This window comes from Mesorhizobium sp. M7D.F.Ca.US.004.01.2.1 (genome assembly GCF_003997785.1).
GTDB classification, from domain to species: Bacteria; Pseudomonadota; Alphaproteobacteria; order Rhizobiales; family Rhizobiaceae; genus Mesorhizobium; species Mesorhizobium loti.
In genome coordinates this window covers 1-20998 of record NZ_RZRQ01000083.1, presented here as the reverse complement: position 1 = coordinate 20998, position 20998 = coordinate 1, and the positions used below count along the sequence as shown (strand labels likewise).

General features: G+C 58.4%; 16 protein-coding genes and 1 pseudogene. 3 read left to right on the top strand and 14 right to left on the bottom strand.

What is annotated here, in order from left to right:
- Positions 1–705: Wzz/FepE/Etk N-terminal domain-containing protein (locus EN993_RS14225; RefSeq protein ID WP_245468800.1), on the bottom strand; the 705-nt coding region annotated here is incomplete at its 3' end.
- A gap of 251 nt (positions 706–956) precedes the next feature.
- On the opposite strand from EN993_RS14225, the gene EN993_RS14220 reads away from it, so the two are divergent.
- Positions 957–2306 carry an O-antigen ligase family protein gene (locus tag EN993_RS14220; RefSeq protein WP_109672193.1) on the top strand — a complete coding sequence of 450 codons (1350 nt, stop codon included), beginning with the start codon at positions 957–959 and terminating at the stop codon, positions 2304–2306.
- A gap of 125 nt (positions 2307–2431) precedes the next feature.
- Here the strand turns inward: EN993_RS14220 and EN993_RS14215 are convergent, their stop codons facing one another.
- The 9 genes from EN993_RS14215 to EN993_RS14175 all read right to left on the bottom strand — a co-directional run bounded on the left by EN993_RS14215 (position 2432) and on the right by EN993_RS14175 (position 15108).
- The gene (locus EN993_RS14215) at positions 2432–3880 is read right to left on the bottom strand and encodes a hypothetical protein (protein WP_127263744.1); all 1449 of its coding nucleotides are present in this window, start codon (positions 3878–3880) and stop codon (positions 2432–2434) included.
- Positions 3881–3899: 19 nt separating this feature from the next.
- Positions 3900–5987, bottom strand: a complete 2088-nt coding sequence (locus EN993_RS14210) for a nucleoside-diphosphate sugar epimerase/dehydratase (RefSeq protein ID WP_245468798.1) — start codon at positions 5985–5987, stop codon at positions 3900–3902.
- Between the two features lie 318 nt (positions 5988–6305).
- Complete coding sequence (locus EN993_RS14205; RefSeq protein ID WP_127263742.1) at positions 6306–7154, bottom strand: sulfotransferase; 849 nt, start codon at positions 7152–7154, stop codon at positions 6306–6308.
- 17 nt (positions 7155–7171) lie between these two features.
- Positions 7172–8386 (bottom strand): glycosyltransferase family 4 protein, encoded by a 1215-nt coding sequence (locus EN993_RS14200; protein WP_127263740.1) that lies wholly within the window; start codon positions 8384–8386, stop codon positions 7172–7174.
- A 6-nt stretch (positions 8387–8392) separates the two neighbouring features.
- Positions 8393–10324, bottom strand: coding sequence for a sulfate adenylyltransferase subunit CysN (gene cysN, locus EN993_RS14195; protein WP_127263738.1), 1932 nt, complete (start codon positions 10322–10324; stop codon positions 8393–8395).
- Positions 10324–11289, bottom strand: coding sequence for a sulfate adenylyltransferase subunit CysD (gene cysD, locus EN993_RS14190; RefSeq protein ID WP_245468796.1), 966 nt, complete (start codon positions 11287–11289; stop codon positions 10324–10326). The genes cysN and cysD overlap by 1 nt, the downstream gene beginning before the upstream one ends.
- Positions 11290–12804, bottom strand: coding sequence for a lipopolysaccharide biosynthesis protein (locus EN993_RS14185; protein ID WP_245468801.1), 1515 nt, complete (start codon positions 12802–12804; stop codon positions 11290–11292).
- A gap of 238 nt (positions 12805–13042) precedes the next feature.
- A complete protein-coding gene (locus EN993_RS14180) occupies positions 13043–13909 on the bottom strand; it encodes a sulfotransferase domain-containing protein (protein ID WP_245468795.1) in 867 nt (288 codons plus the stop codon).
- Positions 13903–15108 (bottom strand): glycosyltransferase family 4 protein, encoded by a 1206-nt coding sequence (locus tag EN993_RS14175; protein ID WP_127263736.1) that lies wholly within the window; start codon positions 15106–15108, stop codon positions 13903–13905. The genes EN993_RS14180 and EN993_RS14175 overlap by 7 nt, the downstream gene beginning before the upstream one ends.
- 194 nt (positions 15109–15302) lie before the next feature.
- Between EN993_RS14175 and EN993_RS14170 the strand changes: the two genes are divergently transcribed.
- Entirely contained in the window at positions 15303–16202 is a 900-nt protein-coding gene (locus tag EN993_RS14170; RefSeq protein ID WP_127263734.1) for a formyltransferase family protein, read from the top strand.
- 107 nt (positions 16203–16309) lie between these two features.
- Here EN993_RS14170 and EN993_RS14165 read toward each other — a convergent pair whose 3' ends face one another.
- The 4 genes from EN993_RS14165 to EN993_RS14150 all read right to left on the bottom strand — a co-directional run bounded on the left by EN993_RS14165 (position 16310) and on the right by EN993_RS14150 (position 20332).
- Entirely contained in the window at positions 16310–17341 is a 1032-nt protein-coding gene (locus EN993_RS14165) for an NAD-dependent epimerase/dehydratase family protein (RefSeq protein ID WP_109672215.1), read from the bottom strand.
- Positions 17338–18687 carry a UDP-glucose/GDP-mannose dehydrogenase family protein gene (locus EN993_RS14160; RefSeq protein WP_109672234.1) on the bottom strand — a complete coding sequence of 450 codons (1350 nt, stop codon included), beginning with the start codon at positions 18685–18687 and terminating at the stop codon, positions 17338–17340. Before EN993_RS14160 ends, EN993_RS14165 begins: the two co-directional genes overlap by 4 nt.
- A 252-nt stretch (positions 18688–18939) precedes the next feature.
- On the bottom strand, positions 18940–19569 hold the full coding sequence (locus EN993_RS14155; protein ID WP_164757657.1) for a peptidoglycan-binding domain-containing protein: 630 nt from the start codon (positions 19567–19569) through the stop codon (positions 18940–18942).
- A gap of 85 nt (positions 19570–19654) precedes the next feature.
- Positions 19655–20332, bottom strand: coding sequence for a hypothetical protein (locus tag EN993_RS14150; protein WP_109672220.1), 678 nt, complete (start codon positions 20330–20332; stop codon positions 19655–19657).
- Between the two features lie 522 nt (positions 20333–20854).
- Between EN993_RS14150 and EN993_RS14145 the strand changes: the two are divergent.
- Positions 20855–20998, top strand: a pseudogene (locus tag EN993_RS14145) (molybdate ABC transporter permease subunit); the annotation flags it as partial.

The following is a 20998-nucleotide window of genomic DNA, read 5'->3' as shown; positions in this document are numbered from 1 at the left end:
CTGCCGCTTGTTGTCACGAGACCATTCCACAAACAGCCTAGCCGTCGCATTGGCCACATTGGCTGCCTTCACTGCGTCATCGTTGACAAACGAGATTGTCATCGCCGCGCTATCGCCGGAGCGCTGGAGTGACAGGCTTGCCAGATAGGAGGTAATTGCGCGGTCCTGCTGAACAGCCTTGTCCGGGAGAGACGTATCCTGCGCGTTGGCGCCGGTGACAACAGCGAGCATCTTTTTCGGTATCGAGACAATCAAGCCGACCGCTTGTGACAGCACTCCGGTTCCGGAAGTCCCGCTGGCGGCTGGCGGTAGATAGGTGTTGAAGTCCGAATCCTCGATCAGGTCCAGCCTGTCGACGACCAGGCCGGCAAATACGCGAGAGGTGATCAGATCCTGTTCGGTGTCCATTCGCGACTTGTCGGGCTGTTGGTTGGGCTGCGTCTGCGTGCTGCTGTCAAGCGGGTTGGCATCGCCGGTTTCGACAACGATCATGGAATTAGCCGTATACGTCTTGGGAAGTTCGAGGGCGGCGACAAGCGCAAGTGCGGTGACACCAATGATGATCGCGATGATCAACCGGAGGCGTCTACGGAACAGATCGTAGAGCTCACGAACGCCGAATGATCGTTCCTCCAACGGCTCGGGCGAATCCTGAAGGGATGGTCCCAGTCGATTCCACACACTGTTTTCGTCTATCAAGCTCACAGATCGGGCCCCTTAGATTTGTCTTTGTCGGTCTCGCCAGGTCTTCCAAAGCCGAGTTTCGAGACAACCCAAGCGACAAGTTTCTAACATGGATGCGCGGATGCCAGCGCGTTCAAGAGGCTTAGCCGCGGCAACGCTATTATCCGAAAGGATAGCGTGATTGGCCGGGCGCCCATCTTGGCAGATACACCGAACTGCCTGTCGATGAGGGCTGGTGAAAAGAAACTCTCAAGTAGATTTCAGGAGTGAGGATGAATCACGCCGGGGTTCCTCGCGGGTACTGGCCAAAGCCCGACCGCAGGCCGGTTGCTGCGTCGTTGTCAATGGCGACCGGAAGAGTTGAATTCTGGCTGGCCATGGCCTCCGTCTTTCTCACTCCCTTCAACATCCTCCGTTTCAACGCATTCTATTTTACCGCCAGCGATGCCTTCGCTCTCGCGGCTGTTTTTGCGGTTGTACTCGGAAAATCCTTTCCGCTTGCCCCCCTGGCAGCCGGGACGTTTCTGTGGAACACCGGGATCGCGCTGTTGTGTGGCATGCTGCTGCTAAGCAGCATGCTCGTCGGAGATCCCCAGCGAGGCTTCGTCATCTCGGCACAATACCTATACGCCTACTTCCTCCTGACCTTCATGCTCATGTCGCGCCCCTGGGCCGAAACCGTTCTCTTGATAAAAGCGTTTATCAGTTCGATCGGCTTGATGTGCCTGCAGGGCATAGTGGTGATCAACGTCCTCAAGGAGGGACATGGCTCGATCTACGTCAGCGGCAATGGCCGTTTTGTCGGATGGGTCGAACGCGAAAACGAGTGCGCGTCGCTGATTGCGCTCGCGGTTCCCCTGTTGTTGTGGCTGGTGGTCTCGGGATGCGCGCGGCCTCGCTGGGCCTGGATCGGAGTGCCGCTCTTTGCCTATGGCATTGTTCTGACTGGATCCAATACCGGCCTGATTGGCCTCGTCTTCGCGCTCACCGTCTTCGTTGTCATGACGGGCTCGTGGCGCCGGATCATCTTGTTGACGGTGTCGTCACTCGCCACGTTCTTTATCGCCGTCACATGGGGCAGCGACTTCCTGCCGCCCATCTTCCAGCGCCGCGTGCTGAACGCATTGCAGAATGGCGACATTGATGAGGCTGGTACATTTGCGGACCGTATGCGGCTTATCAAGGAGGCCATTGGAAAAGCGGACAGCAATTCGCTGCTTGGTATCGGTGCTGACCAGTATCGATGGGTCAGCGAGCTGCATGCTCCTGTCCACAACACCTTTCTCTTGATATGGGTCGAGGCAGGACTGCCTGGGTTGATCGGCTTTCTGCTCCTGCTGGTAGCCGGCATAATGGTCGGGATGCTCGCCGCCCGGGTTCGCGAAGGACGGGTATCCGCCATTTGCACGCTGACGACAGTCCTCCTCTTCGCGGCGTTGGCCAATGCGCTGCCACATCTTTACGGTCGTTTTTTTGTCGTGCCCCTCCTGCTTGGGATAGCGCCCAGTGTTGCAATTTTGCGCGAGGGCCCAGCTCCGCGAACGGTCGCACGCTTCCTCAAGCAACTTCGACGTGCTCGCTCGGGGCGGAGTCTTTCGCAACCCAAAAGTAGAGGCATCTAGGATTTCGGGTCGCTCTTCACATGGCGCCAAATGCCCCGAAAATTGTCCATCAGCTCAGACCAAATGGGCACTGTCGGCAGACCTGGTCAGGATCTCCCATAGCAAGAGCGAGCGACGTGCAGAAGCTACTTCCCCGATGCTGACGCTTCCGGGGAGATAAAACGAGCGAGAGCGAACACGCCGTCGACAAAGTCTTCTCCTTGGATAAACCGATCCTCAACCCAGCGTCCCTGGTCATCCTGGCCATCGATGAGTTGACGCACCTTCGAACTCAGTTCGTCAGCGCTCAACTCATCCGCGGCACTGATCCACAGCTGCTGATGGGAAACTGTCAAGCCGTGCTTGGCAAGCTCCAGCCGGGCGAACACCGGCTCGATCTCGGCACCAGTTTTCATGCCGTAATGTTGCCAGAGGTTCTTGTAATCGAAGGTCACCTGGCCACCATCATCAATGTAAAGCGGCCGATTGGTGTTGAGTTCGTAGAAACGTGCCCATCTGCCGTCGGGCAGGCGCGCCGCCTTCAGCCAAATGGCCGCGGACACCGCCGCGTCAAGCAACCGCGCATCCTTGTCTTGTTCGTTCAAATCGATCAGGTAATCGATATTACCGGCGGTTTCGCGCGAGACGACGCCTGGCGGCTCGAACTTGCGGCCCCAAACCGGCTGCATGGAACGATCGTACTCCTGAGCCCAACCCTGTTGTGGCGCGGGCAACTGGGCTGCAAGGAGAAAATCACCGACCTTCTCCGCCGCCTTGAGATATGCGGGATCATGATATGTGCGGTAGGCGTTGAGAAAGAGACGACCCATATCGCGGGGGAGATTGTCGTTGACGATGAAGTAGGGCGGGCGATCAGGCTTCTGCCACTCGTGCGACCAACTGGCGGGGATACTCGCCTTGGCTGCTGTCTCTACGTCCGCACCAGGCGCGGATCCTGTGAAGAAGACTGGAAAGGCCCCATTCGGGTACTGCACTTTCATCAGTCGATGGAGCGCCTTGTCGATGCAGGTACGGACGTCCGGATCCGAACCGCCGCTCGCCTGGTCGAACCACATCAGGAAATTGAGCACGCTCTGTGTGTTGTTGTCGTCGAGTACGGTCTCGTTGCGATGCGGATTGTCCTTGATATCGTGACAAGACTTCCCGCTCACCTTCAGTGCGCGGTAGCACCATGTCGCCGCCTTTTGCGGGTCGGTCTCGATCTTGTAAAACCATCCGCCGGACTCCAGCTGCGTATTCACCAGGGCCGTTGCCACAAGCTGGGCAGACTGAAGCCATTGCTTGTCGCCGGTAACCTCGAAAATGCGCAGGAAGGCAGCTCCGACTGCCGGTGTGCCGGGCGGCTGCACCCAGCCGATGCTTGCGGGCACGGCCCCGCCTTCGCCCACCCTCTTTTGGCCATCAAGCGAATATTTCCATACATAGGTTCCTGCCACACCGAGGTGATCGCGGAAGTAGGCGCCCGCGCGCTCGATCGCGCCTCGTGCCTCGACCACGGTCGGTTGAGGTCCGCCAGCCAGTGCAGTACCGCACGACAGCGCGACAAACAGAACCGGGGCAAGATGTTTTAGCACCACAGCGTCTCCATCGGCATCAAGCGGCCGCCTCGCGTGGAGGCGGGGTCGCCTTGGGCGAACCGACTATCACATGAGGCACGAATGGCGCTGACGTCGCCACCACAGGCCTTGCTTCTTCTCTGCGGTAACTGGGAAGCAGCTCGGCAATAAGGCTCAGCACGCCCCCAGTGTCGCCAGCTCTCGCCAGGCGGCGCAATTGCGAAAATGCCTTGCGAAGCGTGTCAAGCGGCACCGGGTTGGGCACGGCGCCCAGGACCCCGGAAATCGGGACGTCGACACGTCTTTCCCTTTCGTCGAAAAGTTCCTCGAACAGCTTTTCTCCAGGCCGGCATCCCACAATCTTGATCTTGATGTCTTCATCCGGCCGAAACCCCGCGAGCTTGATCATGCGGCGCGCCATGTCGATGATCTTGATTGGCGCTCCCATGTCGAGAACGAAGATTTCGCCCTGTCCCAGGCTCTTTTCCAGGCCATGGGCCGATGCCTGCAAGGTGAGCTCAACCGCCTCCCTTATCGTCATGAAGAAGCGCTTCATCTCCATATCGGTTACGGTCAGCGGACCGCCGTGGGCGAGTTGGCGCTTGAACAGCGGGATCAGCGATCCACTTGAGCCCAGAACATTGCCGAAACGAACGGTCATGAAGCGGGCGGGGGTGTCGCTGGCGACAAAAGCGAGGTCCAGGGACTGGCAATAGAGTTCAGCCAGACGCTTGGTGGCGCCCATGACGTTGGTCGTGTTCACAACCTTGTCCGTAGATATCTGGACCATTGCCTTTGCACCGCAAAGGCGAGCCGCCTCTGCGACGTTCATTGTCCCGATGACATTGGTAAGAACTCCCTCACAGGGATTCAGTTCGACCATCGGCACATGTTTGAGCGCCGCCGCATGGAAGACCAGGTCGACGCCATGCCGTTGGAAGATCTCGCCCAGGCGAACAGGGTCGCGCACGTCACAGATATATGGCTTCCGGCGCACATTCGGGAATTTCTCCGCCAACTCCAGATCGATGGCGTATAAATTGTATTCGCTGTTATCGATCAGGATCACTTCAGCCGGACCAAGCGCGGCAATCTGCTGTGTAAGTTCGCCGCCGATCGAGCCGCCGGCGCCAGTCACAACGATGCGACTGTTTTCGATCATGCGCGACAACGCACCCTTATCAAGCACCGCCTGCGGCCTTTCCAGCAGGTCGGTAAGTTCGATCGGGCGCAATTCGAAGCGACTCTCGTGTTTGGGATTGCGCAGTTCCAGGACGGGGGCAGGGCGAGAGACAGCGATGCCCAGACGTTCGGCCCGGTCGATCAGCGCTTCGAGCGTCGGATCGACAAGACCAGGCACTCGTTCAGTGAAGATCACGTGCCGGGGCTTGATACCGCGGCCCTCCAGATCGCTAATCACCGCGTCGAAATCAGCGATGTCGCCCAAGATCGGCACGCCACGTAGAAAATAGCCCTCCGTGGCCGCACCTTTTTCGAGCAGGCCGACTGGCCAATGGCGTGCATCCGGGTCCCGCTGCAGCGCGCGAATGTAAAGATCAGCCGCATCGCCTGCACCGATCAGCAGGACAGGGACCATGTCGCGTCCATTCTTTGCTCTGCTCGCGGCCGGGCCAAAGCGGCTTACTTCAAGGAGCTTGGATCGGATTCGAACCGAGATGAGCAGCGGCACGAGCAATAGAACCTCGATCACCATCACCGAGCGCGGGATCGAATCGAGCCGTGTTGCCACAAACATCACAAACACGAAGGCGAGCGATGCGACTATTACCGCGCGAAGGATACCGAGCATGTCGCCGACGGAGGCATATCGCCAGTTGCGGGTGTAGAGGCAAGTCACCGGGAAGACCACGGCGCATGTAAGCAGGAAACAGGGGAGGGCGAAAAGCAGCGAATGGTAGCTTTCCGGACTGGTCGCTTCTCCGTCAAGGCCCAGTCGCATGAATGAAGCAAACGACAGGGCCGCGACCGCCATCGCCAGATCAAAGACATAGAGATGAAGATTCTTGCCAACGGCCTTGGCGCGCCCGATTACCCGTCGACGCAAGTACGACAGAACATGAACAATTGTGCGCGGTTTGCTGACAAGACGGCCGAGAGCGATCACGGTGGCTATCAAGAGGGATTGGCCGCCGAGTGGACCTACTGCCTCAAACGGCTGATCTAACTGACTCATCCTGGGACCTCGACAAAGCTTAGCCGCCGCGCGCCAAGAGGGCGCGTCAAGATACGCGGCTGTTTGAACTCGTAGACATAGATCCACGCCTGCCGCTCCCTTGTTCATTCAAGAACAGGTTGGCCTGCGATCGTTCGGACTAGAGGCTACGATGTTATGGTTGCTATGGAGCGCTTTGCTCGCTTTTGACGCAACACATGCTTTTGTGCATGGAGTACCTATCAGAACCGCAAGCGGAACTTTTCCGAGTTAATCCAAAGAGGTACTTCCGCCAGTCTGGACCAGCCAGCCGGACAAGTCCCGCCGCACCAGTGTGCCAAGCTGCTCGACATCGGCTGCATAAAAGTCAACGAGCTGGGATCGCAGCTTTGGGGTGAAAGGCGGATAAGCAATCCTTCCGGCCAGGGCACCCCGTGCTGCTCCGAAGAGCGAACTGTTCCGGAAGGGGCGAACCAGAGGTTTCAACGGCCTCATCATCTTGCGCAGTTGCGGGCCAACCATAGCTTCGCTGCGGTCCTTCACCTTCTTGGCCACAGGCGGGGCAATTTCGCTCGCCGGGAGGCCTAAAAACTCCCTAACCCTGCTTAACTGCTCGGCAGGCTTTGCGACCGTTTCCTCGAAAAACAAAACAAGGAGCCGATCCTTCGGATAAAGGTCCAAATACGCCTGCAACTGTGCGCAGTAGAGGCCGCCGGCGAGAAAACGCCCAGGCGAACTCCTCCCCACGTCAAGGTAAGAGTCTATGTCGCGGTCCACCTCGCCGCGGCGGAAGAGCATGCAGTAGTCCGAGTATGCACGTTCGACCGGATTGCGAAGCTGCACGATCAGCCTGACATGAGGGAGCAGTCGGTGAACACGTTGCGGTGCCGATCGCGTATCCAAGTAGGAGTTCGACTTTTCGCCGATCAACTGTCCAGGACCAGTTTTGTCAAACTGGCGGAAATACCAGTCGTCACCACGGTCGTAGTGGCGACTGAAGTAGTGCAACTCCGGGTCCGGCATGCTGACGGCCGGATCGGCCTGCAGCGACTGCTGCAGCCAGGTCGTGGCGCATTTTGCAGCGCCGATAATTAGGAAGTCGATATCCTCTGCCTGCATTGTCGAACCCTCTTGGATCACTTCTCACCTATCGTACCGCACGCCAACCTGGCCGTTGCCCTGGCGTTCAGCGCTTCCCCGTAGACTTCCATGACCCTTTCGACGTGTTGCTGCGTGCCATAGGAAAAGCAGGCTTGCTTCCGGGCTGCCTGGCTGATGCGTGCCCACAGTGGCGGGTCCGAGAGCAACCGCCACAGCGGCTCCATGAAAGCTTTGGTGTCTTCCGGAGCGACCAGAAATCCTGTCCGCCCATTCTCGATGGCTTCCGGATTGCCGCCATGATTGGTCGCAACCACCGGCGTGCCAAGAAACATCGCTTCGATCAGCGTTCTTCCAAAGGGCTCCCCCATCGCGGGAACGACCAAGACATCCGTTGCCGCCAAGAACGGCTCGATAGGGCTACGAAAACCCATGAAACGCACGGTTTGATCCAGCCCGCGCTCGACGCAAAGCGTGCGAGCGGCCGATTCAAGATCAGGCGAACCAGCCGGCGAGTTGCCGAACACGCAGCCGACGATCGGAATTTGCGGATGCTCGCGTAGGAAACGTTCAATGATGCTGATGAAGAGAAGTGGCCGCTTTCGTTCGATCAGACCGCCAATGAAACTGAGAACCCGTGTGCCTGGTGCGAGGCCGAGCTCTTCCAGAAGCGTGGCCTTGGCTGCGGCCCTGTCAGGAATGACCGATGGATGATCGAAGGGACTATGGATAACGCTGAGGCGCCCATTGAAGGATCGGATCGGATGCTTCGGCCGCGAGAATCGCGACACTGTCACCATGCGATCTGCAATCAATGGCCCAAGAATATTGGCACCCTTTGCATCGGGATCGCCGCGATGATGCCAAACCAGTCGGGCGCCCGCAAGCCGTGCGGCAATTCCCCAGTTGATATGCGTTCTCCCATCATTGGTATGGATGATGTCGAACCTCTGCTCTCTGATAAAACGGCTCAAGTGCGGTAGCGTGCTGGTCAGATAGGTGGCGACACCGCCTAAGGTTGTTCCTTTCGCGGGCAATGTTGTCAAAGGAGGTAGACCCATGAAGGGTTGGCTCTCCCGTTTCAGAAAGGCTGCGAGCGGCCCCATGGTTTCCTGCAGCACCAAAACCGGAACGACCCTTGAGGTGTCGAGATTCTGGACGAGCTTAAGTGCTGAGATGTGACTTCCGCCGACATCGTCACCAACAAATGGAAAGCAAACCCGTATCGGCTCTTGGCCAGTGCCGTCACTCATCGCCCACTACCCGGTTGCGCTTCCAAGATAGCTGCCGCGGTCGAGATAGCTGACGATCAGTTCCGCAGCCTCCTCGGCGCTCAAATCTGGAGTGATCGTGACATGAGCAGCCTCGGGACGCTCATAGGGACTGCCAATGCCAGTGAAATTCTGGATCAGTCCGTTTCGGGCGCGTTGATACAGCCCCTTCGGGTCACGACCTTCTGCCACCTCCAGCGGCGTATCGATAAAGATTTCGATAAACTGCCCCTCGGCAAAGAGGTCGCGCGCCATCCGGCGTTCCGCCCGGAATGGTGAAATGAAGGAAGCCAGCGCAATCAACCCCGCATCGACCATCAGCCTGGCGGCTTCAGCCACACGACGAATGTTCTCGACGCGATCAGCGTCAGTAAAGCCGAGGTCCCTGTTCAGGCCGTGGCGGACATTATCGCCATCCAGAAGGTATGTGTGCTTGCCGATTGCGTGAAGGCGCTTCTCCACGAGATTTGCGATCGTCGACTTACCGGCACCTGAGAGGCCTGTGAACCACAGCACCACCGGCTTTTGGCCTTTGGCGATCGCTCGCGCGTTCATGTCCACGTCCAGCGCTTGCCAATGAATGTTGCTTGCCCTGCGCAGACTGAAGTCGATCATTCCGGCACCAACCGTGTGATTGGTCATTCGGTCGATGATGATGAACGCACCGGTTTCATGCACCCGGGAGTAGGGATCGAAAGCAAGAGGCGCCTGTGTCATCAGGTTGATGAAGCCAACCTCATTCTTTTCGAGAGTTTTTGTGGCGAGCTTTGCAAAATTATTGATATCCAGCCTGTGTTTTATGTGGGTGATGCTTGCGCCGACGACGCTGGTGGCAAGCTTGATCAGATAGGGACGACCGGGGATCAATGGCTCGTCATGCATCCAGAGCACATGCGCCGCAAACTGATCGGAGACTTCCGGTCGCTCGGCTGCGGCTGCCAGAACATCGCCGCGGGAGACGTCAATCTCGTCTTCGAGCGTCAGCGTGATCGCCTCGCCGGCCCCGGCTTCGGGCAAGTCTCCATCAGCGGTGACAATTCGCTTCACCAAGGTTGTGACGCCTGAGCGCGCCACCGCCACGCGGTCGCCCGGTCTCACCACCCCGGCTACGATTGTGCCGGCAAATCCGCGAAAGTCGAGATTGGGACGATTGACCCATTGTACCGGCATGCGGAAGGGGGCCGCACGGCGGTCACTCTCCACCTCGATAGACTCCAGATACTCGATGAGTGTCGGGCCTTGATACCAGGGGAGTTTCGCGCTTCTGGAACGGACATTGTCGCCATAACGGGCAGACAAGGGAATGGCCTGTAACGAAACGAAGCCGAGCGGTTCCGCAAAACTTCGATAGGACGCCTCGATCTGATCGAACACGGCTTGCGAATAGCCAATCAGGTCGATCTTGTTGATCGCGAGAACGACATGCCGGATTCCGAGCAGGGAAACGATGAAGGAATGCCGGCGGGTCTGAGTGAGGATGCCCTGCCGTGCATCGACAAGGATGACCGCGAGGTCGGCGTTGGATGCGCCGGTGGCCATATTGCGGGTGTATTGCTCATGGCCGGGCGTGTCGGCGACGATGAACTTGCGCTGCTCGGTGGCGAAGAAGCGATAGGCCACATCGATTGTAATGCCTTGCTCGCGCTCACTGGCGAGGCCGTCAACCAGAAGCGCGAAGTCGAGATCGTCGCCAGTCGTGCCGTGTCGCCGTGAATCGGCCGCAAGGGCCGCAAGTTGATCTTCCATCAGCAACTGGGTGTCGTAAAGCAACCTGCCGATCAGTGTCGACTTGCCGTCGTCCACGCTGCCACAGGTGAGAAACCGCAACAGGCTTTTCCGCTCATGGGCATTAAGGTACTGCGAAGTGGTCTCGCGCTCCAAGGAAGCTTCGAGGTCCGCGGTTTGAGCAAAACCCAGCATCAGAAGTACCCCTCACGCTTTTTCTTTTCCATTGACGCCGCCTCGTCATGATCAATCAGGCGGCCCGATCGCTCGGAAGTCCGAGTGGCAAGCATTTCCTGGAGCACTTCGGGAAGAGTTGCAGCCGTGCTCTCGGTGGCCGCGGTCAGTGGATAGCAACCAAGGGTGCGGAAGCGGACCGAACGCATTTCGGGCACTTCACCCGAGCGTAGCGGCAGACGATCGTCATCCACCATGATCCACTGTCCGCCGCGCTCCACCACTGGGCGCTTTGCGGCAAAGTAGAGCGACACAATGGGGATTTGCTCCCTCATGATGTATTGCCAGATATCGGTTTCGGTCCAATTCGAGAGCGGGAAGACGCGAACGGATTCTCCGGGCCTCAGCCGGCCATTATAGAGGTTCCACAACTCCGGACGCTGGTTCTTCGGATCCCAGCCATGGTTCTCGCTGCGAAGCGAAAACACCCGTTCTTTCGCGCGGCTTTTTTCTTCATCTCGCCGCGCCCCGCCAAAAGCGGCATCGAAGCCGAACGAGGATAGTGCCGATTTCAACGCCTCCGTCTTCATGATCTGCGTGTAGATCGATGAGCTGTGCGTAAACGGTGTGATGCCCTCGGCAAGACCAGTTTCGTTGCGGCGCACCAGAAGATTCAAACCAAGCCGCGCAACGGTTTCATCGCGGAAGCGGATCATTTCCTTGAACTTCCAGGTGGTATCGATGTGGAGCAGGGGAAACGGCAGTGGCGATGGATGGAAGGCCTTCATCGCGAGATGCAACATCACCGCCGAGTCCTTGCCCACGGAATACAACATCACAGGGTTACGCAATTCGGCTGCGACTTCTCGAATGATATGGATCGATTCAGCCTCGAGCCGCTGCAGATGAGTAAGGGACGGCGATGAGGGACCGGGGCGTCGCGACGCTATGGGCACGGTGGCTAGAGCTTGGGGTGCAAGGGTCATCTAAATTGCCTTTGAAGGGGAAATACTTGCCTGATCGAGGCAGTCCACTGGCCGTGTCTGCCTGTCGGACTGGGTGGTCTTCAACGCTTGTTTCAATGAAAACGCCAAGCCTGCGGTCCACAATATGCCCAGCACGATGTGGGCGATGTTGCCGCCCATTGCGCCGATCCGCGGGATGAGCAGAAGTGCCGTCACGTGGAAGGCGGCTGTCGCAACGACAACAATTCGCAACACCTCGCGTTGTTTGCCCATGGCCAGCAGTGCGGAGCGGGCAGCAGAGCCCGAAAGCACGAACGCGACCGCCACCATCTGCACGATCACGAGGTTGGTCGCGCCGAGAAAATCAGGCCCTGCGGTCCAGGTGAGCAACGGCCGAACGAATGCGGCGACAATCAATATGCAAAGGATGCCAAAGCCGAGCAGCATGGCTTCGGCTTGAAAGATCGCCCGTTTGAATTTTCTAACGCTTCCCTGCGCCCAAAGCCGGGCCACATCAGGATAGAGGACATTCTGCACCTGGGGACCGACCTGCTGGCCGACGCGTCCTATGCGCTTGGCGATTTGGTACAAGCCCGCTGAAGCCGGGTCGGCGAGCAATCCCACCAGCAGCGTATCGAGTTCCTGCGCACTCACACGCAATGTAAGCGAAATGTTTGAAGACCAGGCGAAATTCCAGATGCCGGGAAAGCGGCTTGTGATTCCGGCCAGAGGCGCGCGCAGGATATTGCGGACGCCCTGCCTGTGCAGCGCCCGCATAGTCAACGTCAGAAGTGTCAGCGACCCGAGTATCTGCGTTCCTGCCCAAACCAGCGTGAAATAGGCCAGATCAGCCTTGAGCAGCACCCCGAGAAGGCACAGCAATACCCGCAGAACCGCATTGAGCAGCTGCCCGTAGGCGAGGAGGCGGAAGTTGCCGGCCATGCGCTGCACCGCGACCGGAACGCCTGAGATCTGGAACAGCAGGACGCTGGAATACAGGACAAGAAGTTGCACGATCTCCGCGGACCAACCGAAGAATGGCGCCACGAGAAGTGCTGCGCCCATGGCGATGACCCAGGCGCAAACGGCGGCGCCAACATCGATAAGCAGTCCAAATTTCATGAGCATGCGCAGGGCATCGCGGTCCGAGGACGCGTTCAGGCCCGCCGCATATTTGATGATTGGCTGCCACGACTGGAAACTGACAACGCGCTCGACGACCCGCGTGAACGCGATGATCAATGCAAGCTGGCCATAGTTGGCCACGCCAAGGGCTCGCGCCGAAAGCGCAAAGGCCACAAGCCCAAGCAATGATCCGAGGAAATTGCCCGTCACAAGGTGTGCGATGTTGGCCAGGCGCGTGCGGCCAGCGCTCCTGCGTTTGAGGGCCTCCATCGCACGTCTGGTCAGTCCTCTGGTCATCGCAATGGTTGCCAAACTCACCCACTCCCCGTACTTGCGGAGCAATACAGATCGTATCCGCGCCAGATCGCTGCTGACGTCATCCATCATCGGCGGAAAAGAAGAGCCCGCCACAACCAAGTTTGGCTCTGTTGCAACCTCAATCAGTCAGGATCTGATCGCTGCTACAACTGATGGCCTAGCCCATTAGCGGTAAGGAGTTCACGGCGCGCCGGGCCTGGCCACGCATCTGCCTTCGATCGCGTCTGTCACCCGCGCGGCAGTCTGTCTGCGCGCCGCTTCAAGAACAAAAGAAGTGTTTGCATGATGCGCGCACGATGCTCCCTCGGAGCTTAACTGCGATGGCAGATCTTTAATTGTAACGCGAGAAGTGGGTTCCGCCGCGGCAAAGCAACTCCTTGGCAGCCGGGGTCAACCACTCGGAGCAGGTCCGCTCGATCAGTTCAGCTTGCGCGTCACTGAGATAGTCGGCGAAGCCACCGACCTTGCCACGACGCATGCGACGGCTTTCCGCATCCGCCCGATCATATGAATGCGCCGGCAGGCCCCCCGCCACCTCATGTTCGCGCATCGCTTCAAAACGAGAAGCTTCGATAGCCCCCTCGAGGTCTGGCACAGATGGGGCATGCCCCAGAAATCTCAAAATACGCGAGGACGTACCGACTGGGTCGTCGGTCAGTTCTTCATAGCTCAAAACTTCATGCCGGTGATGCGTCAGGCCTTTCGCCCAGCTGTTCAGATGCATGATAAGGGCCGGCAGGCCTTGATGATAATCGTAGATGAACGCATCCATATCGCCTTCGAAGCGATGCTTGTGGCGTGTCGCGTGGAAGTACGCCGACACGACCACGTCGCGCGGATCGCGAACCATGAAAATGACCGGCCGGTGCAAGAACAGCATTTGTCGGTAGCCAAGGTGCGAAACGAGGATAAGCGGCACCTGAGGGCGCTGTTCCGCGTAACGGAAAGCAGGAATCCCACGTTCGGGATCAAGGTCGAAGTTTGGAAGAACACCGAACATGCGGAAGAGATCGACATTTCCGTCGTGAGCCGTCCGACTGAAGTAATCCGCCAGGATATGCCTGAACCAGGTTCGCCCCGACTTCGGATAGGAAACCAGGAACGCATCTGCCCCGGAGGCGGCCCAGGTCATCTTGATGCGTGTTTCCATTTTGCGCAAAGCGCGATGGGTGGTCAGCATGGGATGGGTGGTCAGCATGGCAAGAGCTCTTCATTGTCGCGCGCCGCCAGGGCAGCGTGAATGACTTGGTCCCAGTTCTGCATTACATATTCAGGTGTGAACCTTGCAGCACTCACCCCTGCGGCCGCGCCCAGCCTCTTGCGGAGATTTTCATCGCCAAGCAGTCGCCGCAGGCCTGCCGCGAGCGCATCGACATTCCCGTCTTCGACGAGAAGTCCATCCTTCTCATCTTCGACCATCTCCCGAGGGCCCCACTGACAATCGAAGGATATGACGGGCAGGCTGGCTGCCATGGCCTCCAGCAGCACAATCCCCCAACCTTCGTAGCGGGACGAAAGTACAAAGGCGTCGGCGGTCTCCACCCAGATGCCGGGCTGACTGGTTATCCCGGGCATTTCAACGCAACCGTGCAGACCCAGGCGATCCCGCTCGGCTTCCAGCTCGGCACGATCGGGACCCTCGCCCCAGATGACCAACTTCCATTCGGGGAAATCACGGCGGACACTGGCGAATGCCTTTAGCAGAAGGTCGAAACCTTTCTGCGGGACCAGCCTGCCGACGGCGACAAGTACGTTGCCGCCCCGGCGCGGTTTGCCTTTTGCGGGAAGATCGACCGCGGGAAGATCGACCGGGTTGGGGATAACCCAGCTTCGCCTGCGCATGGCAGGGCTGAAGTAATTCAGCGCTCCGTTGGTCATGGTGACCAATCCGAAGGCGAATGGATAAAGCTTGGCCCGAAGAAACCGCCAGATCGGGCCTACGTCCTGCAGAGCAGGATTGTTGCGCTCCGAAACCACAACGTTGAGGCCGAGCCCTCGACTTGCCGCCAGCGACATCACGTTGGTGCGCGTAAGAAAGCTCAGGGTCACATCCGGAGCCAATATCTTGAGCGTTCGACGCAGAAGAAATATCCGACGCACGCCTGCAACAATTGCCCTTGTTCTGGACCTTTTCACCTGCGGCAATCCCAATCGCACGATCCTGACCGCAGGATCGAAATGGTAGTAGGGCGGGGGCCCCGGTGCCTCGAATGTAACCAGGGTTACCAGCCAGCCTCTTGCGGCCCACTGGTTGGCGAGGACATTGACGACATGTTCGGTGCCACCGGCGCCCAGTCCAGGCAGCACGATCAACACGTGCGGCCGGCGCGAGTCGGTGAGCGGATGTTCAGCCGCAACGGCATCACGATCCAGAAGTGCCAAGCCGACGCCATCCATCGACCGTTCCAATCCCACAGCCCCGATCCGTTAACTATCCAGCTTTTTGCCGCTCGGAAGAACTGCACATTTGGGATGCATCGAAGACGATCGATTACCTCTAAAGGTGGACTTGGGCGTAGAATTGAACCGAACAATAGAAAAGGTCCGCGTCTCGCTGTCGCTTGCGGCACTTAAGCTGGAGTTCGAATTTGATGCGCATAGCCTTTGTCGGTGCGGTGGAAGGATCCCGTGTTGCTTTCGACGCCCTCGTCGAAGCGGGTATGACGCCGTCGCTGCTTGTCACCCTTGCGGCCGACGCCTCCACACGCCATTCCGATTTTGTCGATTTATCGGGTCCGGCGCACGCTGCGGGCGTTTCGGTCCATCTGACCAAGAACATCAACGCGCCTGATACAGTCGCCTGGCTCGAACAAGGCCGCCCCGATTTGACGCTGGTGATCGGCTGGTCGCAGATCTGCCGAACCGAATTTCGTTCGGTCGCCCGCCTTGGGTCGGTAGGCTTCCATCCGGCGCCGTTGCCGCGCTTTCGGGGCAGGGCGGTGATCCCTTGGACGATCATCGCGAACGAAAAGGAGACTGGATCGACATTCTTTCGGCTCGATGAAGGTGTCGACAGTGGCCCGGTTATCCTGCAGAAGCTTTTTGCCGTGGCGCAGGACGAGACCGCGCGTTCGCTTTACGAAAAGCACAAGCAGGCCCTGCGGGAAATGACACCCCTCGTTGTGTCAGCGATCGCCCGCGACAACAGCGTGGGCGTTGCGCAGGACGACTCCCTCGCCAGCTACTGCGCCAAGCGCTCGGCGGATGACGGATCGATAGACTGGACGCAGCCGGCTGAGACCATTCTTCGCTTTGTCCGCGCTGTCGGCGATCCCTATCCAGGCGCCTTCACTGTAGGCGAGGGCAGCAAAATCGTCGTCGACAAGGCACGCATGTTTGCGGAGCGAGGGCGCTACATAGGGCTGACTGGCCAGGTTCAAGCGCATACCGACAGCGGTTTTGCCGTGCTTTGCGGCGACGGAGCAACCATTGAGGTGACATCCTGGCGCGGCGCCAGGCCCAAGATACACGCCAAGCTGGTGTCGGCCTGAGAGGGCTATGCTGGCCCGCTCTGTGCCACGGTCAGGGGCGTTGGCTTGCTTGGAAAGGGGTCTGCCGCTTCAGCTATTTGTTTGGCCGCGTTTGAACGAAAGAATGCTCAGGCGGCGATTGTCGGCCGCGATGAGGGTCGTTCTTGCAGATACCAGCGTACGAAGGCAGCCACCCCGTCCTGGATGCTGGTCTTGGGGCGAAAGCCTGTAAGGGTCTCCAGGAGACGAGGATCAGCATAAGTCGCCGGCATGTCGCCTGATTGCATCGGCAAAATCTTCCGGATGGCACGTTTGCCAAGGCAATTCTCGATTGTCTCGATGAAAGATAACAGCTCCACCGGCTGGCCGACGCCTATATTGACCACACGCCAGGGCGCCACGGGTGACAGCGTATCGAGGACACCTGGGCCAGACACCGGCCGACCGGCCACGGGCACACATCCGATGAGCCGAACGATGGCTTCAACAAGGTCATCGACATAGGTGAAATCGCGTTTCATCAAGCCTTCGCCATAGACTTCAATTGGGCGCTCGTTCTGGATGGCGTCGACGAACTTGAAGAGCGCCATGTCGGGTCGGCCCCAGGGGCCATACACGGTGAAGAACCGGAAGGATGTCGTCGGAATCTGGAAAAGATGCGAATACGAGTGTGACATCGCCTCCGCCGCCTTCTTGGTGGCCGCGTAGAAAGTTAGTGGCCAATCGGCCTTGTCAGTCTCAACGAACGGGATCGTTTCATTCGCGCCGTAGACCGAACTGGTGGAAGCAAGCAGCAGATGTCTGGGCTTCAGGTCACGGGCAAGTTCAAGGACGTTGAAAGAACCGACCAGGTTGCTGTCGGTGTAGCTTCGCGGATTGTCGATCGAGTACCGCACACCGGCCTGCGCGGCCAGATGGACAATCACATCGGGCATGGCCGATTCTGCCGCCCGCCGGAGCGCGTCCATGTTTTCCAACTGTCCGATGTGGAAGCGAAAGGTGTCGTATCGCTGAAGCAAGGCATTTCGGGATTGCTTCAAGGCAACATCGTAGTACGGCGTCATGCCGTCGAAGCCGGTCACGGAGTGACCCTCATCCAGTAGGCGGCGCGCCAGATGAAATCCGATAAATCCGGCGGTTCCGGTGATGAAATACCTCATTCGGCGGCCGCGGCAAAAACAGATCTCTCCGCTGCCACGCCCTCGCCGACATTCACATACTCAAAACCATGCTTGCAGACCTCTTCGCGCCTGTAGATGTTACGAAGGTCGACTACTACCTGCTTCGACATGCAGCGCGACAGCCGTTCAAAATCGAGAGCGCGAAACTGGTTCCACTCGGTGACAATCACCAAGGCATCGGCGCCCTTGGCGCATTCGTATACGCCTCTCGCATAGTCGACGCTGGCGCCAAGCATGAGCTTGGCCTGTTCCATGCCCTCAGGGTCATACACTCGAACAGACGCCCCAAAATCGATCAAAGCCTGGATGATCGAGAGGGAAGGCGCGTCACGGACATCATCCGTGTTGGGTTTGAATGTGAGACCCAGTACGGCTATCGTTTTTGCTCGCACATTGCCGCCGCAGGCGAGCACGATCCTGCGGGCCATGGTGCGTTTTCGCTGGTCGTTCACGGCGACCGTCGTTTCGACCAGCCGCAGCGGCGCGCCGCTATCTTGCGCCGTCTTGACGAGAGCCAGCGTATCCTTCGGAAAACAGGATCCCCCATACCCGGGGCCTGCATGCAGGAATTTCGAACCAATGCGGTTGTCGAGCCCGATGCCTCGCGCCACCTCCTGCACGTTCGCACCTACGTTCTCGCAAAGATCCGCAATCTCGTTGATGAATGTAATCTTGAGCGCCAGGAAGGCATTGGCCGCGTACTTTATCAGTTCTGACGTGCGACGTCCGGTAAACATGATCGGCGCTTGGTTGAGATAGAGTGGCCGGTAGACTTCCGCCATCACTTCGCGGCTGCGTTCGTCCGACGGTAGACCGATAACGATCCTGTCGGGACGTTTGAAGTCGTCGATGGCTGCCCCTTCGCGAAGGAATTCCGGGTTCGACACAACTGCTACATCTGCCGCCGGGTTGCAGCTGCGAATAATCCGTTCGACTTCATCTCCGGTCCCCACTGGCACCGTGGATTTGACAGAGACCACCGTGAAACCGCGAACCGCAGCCGCGATTTCCCGCGCCGCCTCGTAAATATAAGAAAGGTCTGCATGACCGTCGCCTCGCCTCGAAGGCGTCCCGACAGCAATGAACACCACATCCGCGTCTGCGACTGCTGGCCCAAGCTCGGTGCTAAAGGCGAGCTGCCCCGTCGCAGAATTCTTGCAGACAAGGTCTTCGAGACCTGGCTCATAAATCGGCATTCTCCCAGCTTGAAGATCGACGATTTTTGCCTCTGTCTTGTCGATGCAGACGACTTTGTGACCAAAGTCAGCCAAGCATGCCCCAGACACGAGACCGACGTAACCTGAGCCAACAACCGCAATGCGCATGATCTCGCCACTCTGATGATGATTTTGTTCGATTAAGCCAGCGGCGATCAAGAAATTGGAGCGCGAAATCGGAGATGGCATTACCTCTTCCGAGACCCGCCGCGTTCTGAACACCTCAGCCGGCGCCATTTGACTACTCTAAATGTTGATAGCCTCCCCACGGGATTAGACCTGAGCGATACCTCCTCGCCAAAACGACGGCGAAGGATCGGTTGCCTTCGGCGCCCGTTGGCAAACGCTATTGGAACGGATTCACTGCCGTCCGTTTCCGTCCAGTGCCTTTACGAGCGTGCATTGAGACGAGCGGAACTTCGCGGTTGATGCGGCGGCGAACGCTTGGTCTATGGCTGCTTTCCGGCTCAAGCCATTGTGCAGGAACATCTGACCTTTCCTTCGAAACAGACCTCGCTGCTCGCAAAAGACGGCAGCTGACCACCCTGGGCCGCTCCGATCGACGGAATTGGACACGTACGAACAATCGTCGGGCCGAGACGACTTCTTCTGGCATCCAGCCAAAGCCTTTTTTGCTGCGTCTACCCCAGAACTATGTCCCCAAACCGCGATCCAGGTCCCGTCTATTGATCCGGAGATCGCTTCCCAAGCGTGTTTGCCAGGATCAAACCGCATCAACTGATCGAACTCCTTCTTCGTCAATTCTCCGGTCTGCGGCCGCTTCGTTTGTCGTTGCCAGGCTCTTAAAGCGTCCAATGTCCGCTGACCAATCCTGCCATCCGGAATGCGTGTCAGGAAATTACTCTCGAATAGCCTTGCCTGGGCTTGATAGACTTCTGTTTGACTCAACTGGGACTGCGCAATGGAGTGTTCCGACATCATCATTAGGGCCAAGCACAGCGCGCCGACCCCAGCACGGTGACTTTCCATCGCTCTCTCCGCTCTGGCTGTAGCTACCCTCATTTCCGGTGGCCGCAATGGAGACCTGCCGTCAGGCGCGGCTCAGGCATCGAAATCAAAGCGCGTAATTGGGCGCCCGGTTTGTCTTCGGACCACGACCTGCAGCGGTGGCTGGTTTTGCGAAGAGGAAAGCTCCATCCTGGGAGAACAGATCCGCAGGCATCATTTGGAATTCGCGCTGCGAATGCGGTACGTCCAATTCCCTGTCGACGATACGCCAGAGGTTGTCGAAGAACGACCCGTCGGCAAGCCGTACACTTCCCCCCTTTAGCGGCTTCGTGGAACAGAAAACTGTTGCGGGATTGGCCCACATGTCGGCAATCGCCACGTCGTAGTAACCAGGATAGGCGGCGTTGGGCTTGATGATGGCAAAGGGCGTGTTCTTTTCAGGCCAGCCTATCCGTCCCACAGTCAGGCATTCGCCTGGCTCGGGCAATCTTGCCTTCACCAGATAGGCCAGTGCCGCATCGATGCCACCGATTTGCGAAACGACGTGTGCCGTCAATCCCGCGCGGGCCAGGTGCATCAATTCTTGGGCCTGTCGCTCATAGATATCAGCCAATGTCAGGAAAGCCTGCCATTGCTGGTTTGGGCAGTCATTCTTGGCCTGGCAGAGAAGCCGCCCCGCCTCCAAAGCGGCTTCGATCCTCCTTTTATCCGCTTCTGCGAACGCTTCGCGCGCAGGACGGATGTGTTCGGCCAGTTTCATCAGCTCTCTTGAAATGGTCTCCATATCTTCTACTCCCCGATCGATATCCGGCCAGCATCTTATTGTTACGCCGGTTTGGCCCCACGCAGAACTCCCCCAAGGGTATTGCACGAGATGCTATTGAGACTCATCACACCTATTCTGTTGGGGATGGCTCTACTTTCGGCTGCATCTGCCTGTTGGCTTTCATGCTGACATTCGACAGCGGAGCGCTGCATATCGAGCATGGTGAGGTCCACGGCAGGACGTTTCTTGAGACATCGCACCTGCATATGCAGGCACTTGTTCCAGCGGCGGAGTATGAGCCGATTGAAAAATGAGGCGACCTCATCATTTCGGGGAGGGTGCTTACCCGACCTGATCCAAAGTCCGCCCTCTAAGTGGTAGCTGCACGACCGCAGAATTCCCGAGTGGCGACGAAGGATGAAATTCCACTGAGCGAATAGACGTAGTGGGAGGGATCGTTCAACCAACTTGCGCACTCAGACCTCTTCGCGCCATAGCGGAGGCAAGCTTGGTTGAGTGGGAGGGACTCCCCTGAACTCCATGACCGCAACATTCGCGACCACAGCACCCGCGCAGGCTGGGTGGCGGTTCAGACAGCCGAGTGTCATTCCGGGTTTCGGATTGACGCTCGGCTTCTCGCTTGCCTACCTCACCCTCATCATCCTCATCCCGCTGTCGGGGCTG

Coding starts and splice junctions, on each gene's coding strand:
- cysD (WP_245468796.1), bottom strand. CDS start 11,289: ATGACCCTTGCACCCCAAGCTCTAGCCACCGTGCCCATAGCGTCGCGA.
- EN993_RS14175 (WP_127263736.1), bottom strand. CDS start 15,108: ATGGATGGCGTCGGCTTGGCACTTCTGGATCGTGATGCCGTTGCGGCT.
- cysN (WP_127263738.1), bottom strand. CDS start 10,324: ATGCTGGGTTTTGCTCAAACCGCGGACCTCGAAGCTTCCTTGGAGCGC.
- EN993_RS14180 (WP_245468795.1), bottom strand. CDS start 13,909: ATGCTGACCACCCATCCCATGCTGACCACCCATCGCGCTTTGCGCAAA.
- EN993_RS14200 (WP_127263740.1), bottom strand. CDS start 8,386: ATGAGTGACGGCACTGGCCAAGAGCCGATACGGGTTTGCTTTCCATTT.
- EN993_RS14150 (WP_109672220.1), bottom strand. CDS start 20,332: ATGGAGACCATTTCAAGAGAGCTGATGAAACTGGCCGAACACATCCGT.
- EN993_RS14155 (WP_164757657.1), bottom strand. CDS start 19,569: ATGGAAAGTCACCGTGCTGGGGTCGGCGCGCTGTGCTTGGCCCTAATG.
- EN993_RS14160 (WP_109672234.1), bottom strand. CDS start 18,687: ATGCGCATTGCGGTTGTTGGCTCAGGTTACGTCGGTCTCGTGTCTGGG.
- EN993_RS14170 (WP_127263734.1), top strand. CDS start 15,303: ATGCGCATAGCCTTTGTCGGTGCGGTGGAAGGATCCCGTGTTGCTTTC.
- EN993_RS14205 (WP_127263742.1), bottom strand. CDS start 7,154: ATGCAGGCAGAGGATATCGACTTCCTAATTATCGGCGCTGCAAAATGC.
- EN993_RS14165 (WP_109672215.1), bottom strand. CDS start 17,341: ATGAGGTATTTCATCACCGGAACCGCCGGATTTATCGGATTTCATCTG.
- EN993_RS14220 (WP_109672193.1), top strand. CDS start 957: ATGAATCACGCCGGGGTTCCTCGCGGGTACTGGCCAAAGCCCGACCGC.